Raw genomic sequence first — 6000 nt, forward strand, 5'->3', positions numbered from 1 at the left:
CTTACGACTGCCACACGCCCCGGCGCCCGAGCCTTCGACGCGGACAGTACGACCAGCGGCGCAGGCGGGAGCCGGACCGCACCGACGTAGGCATGGTCGCCGTGGGCATGGTCGCTCCGCGCAGCGGCGAGCACGGCATCGGCGAGCCTCGGCCGCACTGATCTGCGCGGCGTGGGTCGGCCTTGCTAGCGCGATGGCCGGCCACCTGGTCGTCGCCGCCATGCTGGGCGCCGCGACCGGCCTCTGCTGGCTGTGGTGGTGTCTGGGCAGACCCATGGGAAGTAGCTCACGCGCTCCCGCACAGCACGCCGTGCCCGTCGCCTGCTGGCCTGGGCCTGGGGGCAACCCGGAACTCAGTCGGCGAGGGGCCCTCTTGCTCGCTCAGCACGGTCGATCGTCGTTCGAAGTGGAGAGCTCACCACCACGTCGACGGTGACGTCGCCGGCGTTCCTGAAGGAGAAGGTGACCGGGGTGCGCTTGGCGGTGCTCAAAGTCTGGTTGATGCCAGTCAGAATGAGCACCGGCCCGTCGCCGCCGGAGAACACAGTCTCCCCGGGCGGGATAGGAACCGCCAGAGGTGGGCTGCTGGGCGCTCCGTCGACTACCACGCCGGTGAAATGCGGCCCGGACACACCGATCAGCTCTTCTTGCTCCCGGCCGGTGTTGACCGCTGCGAACTCCAGCCGCGCTGCGCTCCCGGCCTCGTAGAACCCGCCGACCGGGGTGTCGAGCTTGATGCCACGCATCTCGATGTCTCCGATGGACGCCTGAATGTCCGCCCCTTGGGTCTGTTCTTCCTCGCTGCAGGCGGCCAGACTCGTCGAGCCCAGAGCCATGAGGCACCACAGCGCGATAAGTGTCAGCTGCCTGGTGCCGCATGCCATGACCGCTCCTGCCCGCCCGCCGGCCGTTCCCCCACCGAGGCCCTCAAGGCTGACGCGGCCGCAACGTCAGTTCCGGTGGTGTACCCCTTGGAAAGGCGTGGAACCTTCCGGTGACTGCCTCCGCCGCTGCCGTAGAGATCATCGACATGCAGTGGTCACGGGCCCGCCGCGGGCGGTATGAGCATGGCTGTCCTGGGTTGCTCGTACGGTCCCGGTAAGTTTGCTGGTCGGTGCTGCCTCGCGACCCGACCGGCTCAGGGACGAGGAGGTCACGGTGGCAGCGGTAGGCGGATCTGGCGGCGGAGGGCAGCTCTCGCCAGACAGCGACGCATGGCTGGACACCGTCGCGGCGTCTGCGGCGTCGGCGTCGGGGGCTCCCGCGGAGCTGCTTGGGGGATACCTGCCGATGCTGGCCCGCGCCGCCCGGAACGGGCGACGTCCGCAGCCCTGGGAGCTGGAGGCCGTGCAGGAGTCCGGGCGTCAGGCGGCCCGAGGCGGCGTCGGCGCCTCAGCCGCGGTGGACCTGTACCTGTCAGCGGCCTGGCGGATGTGGCGGCAACTTCCCCTCATCGCCCGCTCCCAGGACCCGGAGGCGGTCCGGTCGGCGGCGGAGGCGGTGCTGCGGGTCCTGGACGACGCGGTCGGGGCGCTCGTCGACGGCCACACCTCTGAGCGGCGCGACATGATCCGGCACGAAGAGGCCCTGCGGGCGGAGTTCGTCGACGACCTGCTGCGCGGTGACGCCGACGTCGCGCAGCTGGTGGAGCGCGCCGAGCCATTCGGCATCGACCTGGGGAAGTCACACCATGTCGCTCTGGCCGCGCTCCGCAAGGGCACCCACGGCATGGACCGGGCGGCCACCGACCTGGAGCGGGCCGTGGTCGCCCACTTCGGCGACCGTGAGGTGCTGGTGGCCCTCAAGGACGGTCGGCTGGTCGCCGTCGTCCCCGCCCAGCCGGGTCCGTCCTCGGGGTCCGGTGGCGCGGCAGACATCGGCGCGGTCATCGAGCGCGCACTCCGGCAGCTTCCCGGCAGCAGGCGCTGGCGCGTCACCGCCGGCCGCGCGTTCCCCGGCGCGTACGGGGTGGCGCGGTCGTATGAGGAGGCCCGTGAAGCGTTCGTCTTCGCCGACCGGCTCGGCCTCGATGCTGACGTGGTGCAGGCCAGCGACCTCTTGCTTTACCGCGTCCTGGGCCGGGACCAGGCGGCGATCGTGGACCTCATCCGGGACGTTCTCGGCCCCCTGGAGCAGGTGCGCGGTGGGCCGGCGGTCCTGCTCGACACGTTGCACGGGTACTTCACCGCCGGCGACATCGCCACCGAGGCAGCTCGACGGTTGCACGTGTCGGTCCGCACCGTCACCTACCGGCTGAGCAGAGTGGCGGAGCTGACCGGGTACAGCGTGTCGCAGCCTGAGCAGCGGTTCACGCTACACACCGCCGTGCTCGGTGCGCGGCTGTTCGGCTGGCCGGCCGATCCCCTGCCGAACGACACCTGACACGCCGTGAGGACCTGGTTCATCTGCCGGCGCACCGGTCTGGGGGACGACCGACGGAGTGACGCCATGCCGGCTCTGACGCCATGGTTTCGCCGAGTGCGGCGGCCGACGAGACCGGCAGCCGCAGGAAGCGTTCTGGCGCGACACGGTCAGGTCTCTACGGTAGGTGCGTTCGGATCGGCAACGAGCTGGGCGTAGTGCCACAGGGTCACGAGCCCGAACAACCGGCCCTGCCGGTCGACGACGAGCACCGCGTCGGCACCGGCGCCGAGCATGACCTGGCGCGGTCACCAGAACGTCACGGTGACCTTCGAGCACCCCGACACCATCGACGCCTTCGCCAACGAGGTCCTCATCGAGGTCGCCGAGTGGCTCACCGGCCTCGATGGTCAGCTGCTCATCCAGTGGTCCGCCGGCGTGCACGGTGGCCGCACCCGACCGCGCCGCACGGTGGTGCCGTCATCCGCTGCGCCGGTGCCATCTCGGCCTTCCTGACGGCTGGCGTCACCGGCGTAGGCCACACCACGTCTGGGGCGGCAGGCACCGGTGACACGCACTCCGGCAGCCCGCACGCCCTCTCGGACAGGAACGGCGCCATGAGCACCACCATCGACATCGAGACGCAGGGGAACATCAGTTCGTGGTCCGTCTGCGAGATGGTGAGGAGAGCTGCAAGAGCTGGTTCCACCTCACTCCCTCCGTCCTGGACCAGGTACCTCGTGGCGCGTCAGAGCGTGGCGGACTTCCCGGACATCGGCGAGCTCAAGAACGTCATTTCCTCCTACGGCGACTTCATCACGTACATGACGCGCTGACCGCGCCTGCCCCGAAGCCCAGCCGTGAGAAGTCCAGCGGCGGCTGGCGCCGCACAGCCGGGTCACCCCGAGGGCCCCTAGCCCGGAACTTCCGGCGACCGGCAAGAATACGGCCCTGCAGCTGGCCGACGACGAACCTTACCCAGTCCCCGTCCCGCGGGCATGCTGGCTTCAGGCCCGCACACTGCCGGACGCGACCACTGCGCTCCGCGAACAGGAGGTGACCCGGTGACCTCAGCTGACACCGCCGCGCGCCTCCTGCCGCCGACGCCAACGAGCGCTGGCCGCACCGCGTCTCCCCTGGGCAGCGCAGTGCCGCCAGTCCTAGCACTGAGCTTGCGGGCGCGCGCCGTCCACGGGCTGCACCTGCTGCGGCGCGACCGGGGCCGGGCGGCGCCGGCGCCGCTCTGACCTAGGTCGGTCCAGCGCCACGTCATCACGCGTCCCACCGCTGCGGGACGCGTTCTCGTCGCATTCCGAGGAGTTCCACCATGTCCACCCCTACGACCACCATCCCCTCGACCCCCACGCCCACGACCACCGCACCCACGGCCGCACCGGTGACGTGGGAGCCGTTCCGCGTGCTGCTTCAGACCCAGCGTGACGAGTGCCTCCACCAGCGCGAGGTGGCTCTGGCCGAAACCGTCAGCTCTCAGCCCGACCTGGTGGCGGTCACCCGCGCCGGCGTTCTGCTGAGCCGCCTCGAGGAGATCGACGCGGCGCTGGACCGCATCGCCGAGGGCACCTACGGCAGCTGCGGGCAGTGCGGGCGGGCCATCCCGATCGAACGGCTGCAGCTGCGCCCGTACGCGGGCAACTGCGTCGCCTGCCCCCAACCGGTCCGCTGACCCCGCCACGGCGGGCCACCCCCGCCCGGCCCAGTTCCCGCCGCCGGGGCCGGCTGCCCCGCACGGGTGTGCGCCCTGACCGGCTATCGGCACGCCACCACGGGTGGGTGCCGCAGCCCTACTGACCTCGCGGCACCGTCCGCGACAAGGAGCAACCATGTCTGTCTCGAAGCCCCTTCCGGCGCTCGGCGCCGGGTCGCCCCGCAGCGTGGCCGTCGTCGGCGCCGGCATGGTCGGCCTGTCCACCGCCTGGTTCCTGCAGGAGGCCGGCGTGCAGGTCACCGTGTACGAGCGGGACCAGGTCGCCGCGGGCGCGTCCTGGGGGAACGCGGGCTGGCTGACGCCGGACCTGACCGCCCCGCTGCCCGAACCGGCGGTGCTGCGGTATGGCTTGCGCGCCGTGCTCAGTCCCCGCTCCCCGGTGTACCTGCCGCTGCGCGCCGACCGACAGCTGCTCCGATTCCTCACCGGCTTCGTCGCGCACAGCACCCCGCGGCGCTGGCGGCGCGGCATGGCCGCCTACGTGCCACTCAACGACCGCGCCCTAGAGGCCTTCGACGTCCTCGCCGCCGGTGGGGTAGGCGGCCAGACGCACTCGGCGGGCACCTTCCTGGCCTGCTTTCGCCGCGAGCGGGACGCCGAGGGCCTGCTCGCCGAACTGGAAGCCATCCGCGACGCCGGGCAGAACGCCACCTTCGCCCCGATGACCGGCTGGAAGGCCCGCGCGATGGAGCCGGCGCTGACCGACCAGGTGGGGGCTGCGGTCGCCATCTACGGGCAGCGCTACCTGCATCCACCGGAGTACGTGCGGTCGCTGGCCCAGGCGGTGCGCGCCCGCGGAGGCCAGATCGTCGAAGGCGCAGGCGTAACCGACCTGCAGCACCAGTCCGGCGGGGTGACCGTGGTGTGCACGACCGGCGAACGCCGGCGGCACGACGCCGTCGTCCTCGCCAACGGAGCGGAGCTGCCCCAGCTGGCCGGTCGCTACGGTGTGCGACAGCCGGTGCAGGCCGGCCGTGGCTACTCCTTCAGCGTGCCGGCCGAGCAGCTCCCCGGCGGACCGCTGTACTTCCCGCAACAGCGGGTGGCGTGCACGCCGCTGGGCGGGCGGCTGCGGGTCGCCGGAATGATGGAGTTCCGTCGCCACGGCGACCCGCTGGACCCCCGCCGCATCACGGCGATCGTCGACGCCGTCCGCCCGTTCCTCAACGGCGTGGACCTGGAGGACCGGCGCAACGAGTGGGTCGGCTCCCGGCCGTGCACCGCCGACGGGCTGCCCTTGATCGGTGCTACCGCCTCACCGCGCGTCTTCATCGGCGGCGGGCACGGCATGTGGGGCATCGCGCTCGGCCCGATTACCGGCCAGTTGCTTGCTCAGACGGTACTCAAGGGTGAAGTGCCGCCGGAGCTCATGCCGTTTGACCCCCTGCGCTAGCGGCTTACGCGGTCCGTGCGGCACTCGCAGATGTCCCTGTCGCACCTCCGCACTACACGTGCGGCAGGTGTGATCTCGACGTCGCGCTAGCTCGCCGGGAGGACAATCCACGCAACACCTTCAGCGCAGCGCATGAAAGGCTCGCCCCCGCCGGGCTCCGTGCCAGCCTGATGAACCGCCTCGAAAGTACTCGCGCGACCCGGCCGACGGCAGTGTCAGAACAGGTAACGATTGCCGAGGGTTGCCATTCCGAGTTCGTGCCAACAACCACCGGTGAGGCCGGGCATGCCCAAGTTTGATGAGCACACAGCGGTCGAGCGAGAGGTGGCGAGAGCAGTGGCAGCCAGCAAGGACAGCTTCGGAGCACGGTCGACGCTCAGCGTCGAGGGCACCGACTACGACATCTACCGACTCGACGCGGTGGAGGGCTCCGACAAGCTGCCCTTCAGCCTGAAGGTCCTCCTGGAGAACCTGCTGCGCACCGAGGACGGCGCGGACATCACCGCCGACCACATCCGCG

At 71.2% G+C, this 6000-nt stretch carries 6 protein-coding genes; 5 read left to right on the plus strand and 1 reads right to left on the minus strand.

The annotated features are described in order from the left end of the window. Window positions 1-353: 353 nt before the first annotated feature. Window positions 354-884 carry a hypothetical protein gene (locus tag DQ239_RS07335; RefSeq protein WP_113833717.1) on the minus strand — a complete coding sequence of 177 codons (531 nt, stop codon included), beginning with the start codon at window positions 882-884 and terminating at the stop codon, window positions 354-356. 406 nt (window positions 885-1290) lie between these two features. On the opposite strand from DQ239_RS07335, the gene DQ239_RS07340 reads away from it, so the two are divergent. The 5 genes from DQ239_RS07340 to DQ239_RS07365 all read left to right on the plus strand — a co-directional run. Further along, complete coding sequence (locus DQ239_RS07340; RefSeq protein WP_113833718.1) at window positions 1291-2382, plus strand: helix-turn-helix domain-containing protein; 1092 nt, start codon at window positions 1291-1293, stop codon at window positions 2380-2382. A 273-nt stretch (window positions 2383-2655) separates the two neighbouring features. After that, window positions 2656-2877, plus strand: coding sequence for a hypothetical protein (locus DQ239_RS07345; RefSeq protein ID WP_113833719.1), 222 nt, complete (start codon window positions 2656-2658; stop codon window positions 2875-2877). An 811-nt stretch (window positions 2878-3688) separates the two neighbouring features. Then, window positions 3689-4045 (plus strand): TraR/DksA C4-type zinc finger protein, encoded by a 357-nt coding sequence (locus tag DQ239_RS07355; RefSeq protein WP_113833721.1) that lies wholly within the window; start codon window positions 3689-3691, stop codon window positions 4043-4045. A gap of 157 nt (window positions 4046-4202) precedes the next feature. Continuing rightward, window positions 4203-5480, plus strand: a complete 1278-nt coding sequence (locus tag DQ239_RS07360; protein ID WP_113833722.1) for an FAD-dependent oxidoreductase — start codon at window positions 4203-4205, stop codon at window positions 5478-5480. A 336-nt stretch (window positions 5481-5816) separates the two neighbouring features. Then, window positions 5817-6000 (plus strand): hypothetical protein (locus DQ239_RS07365; protein ID WP_147251923.1); only part of this gene is annotated, 184 nt, incomplete at its 3' end.

It is taken from the genome of Blastococcus sp. TF02-09 (genome assembly GCF_003319105.1).
Classification (GTDB): Bacteria; Actinomycetota; Actinomycetes; order Mycobacteriales; family Geodermatophilaceae; genus Blastococcus.

Bases quoted from the DNA above. Each gene is read 5' to 3' on its own strand.
- DQ239_RS07355 (WP_113833721.1), top strand. From the start codon at position 3,689: ATGTCCACCCCTACGACCACCATCCCCTCGACCCCCACGCCCACGACC.
- DQ239_RS07340 (WP_113833718.1), top strand. From the start codon at position 1,291: ATGCTGGCCCGCGCCGCCCGGAACGGGCGACGTCCGCAGCCCTGGGAG.
- DQ239_RS07345 (WP_113833719.1), top strand. From the start codon at position 2,656: ATGACCTGGCGCGGTCACCAGAACGTCACGGTGACCTTCGAGCACCCC.
- DQ239_RS07335 (WP_113833717.1), bottom strand. From the start codon at position 884: ATGGCATGCGGCACCAGGCAGCTGACACTTATCGCGCTGTGGTGCCTC.
- DQ239_RS07360 (WP_113833722.1), top strand. From the start codon at position 4,203: ATGTCTGTCTCGAAGCCCCTTCCGGCGCTCGGCGCCGGGTCGCCCCGC.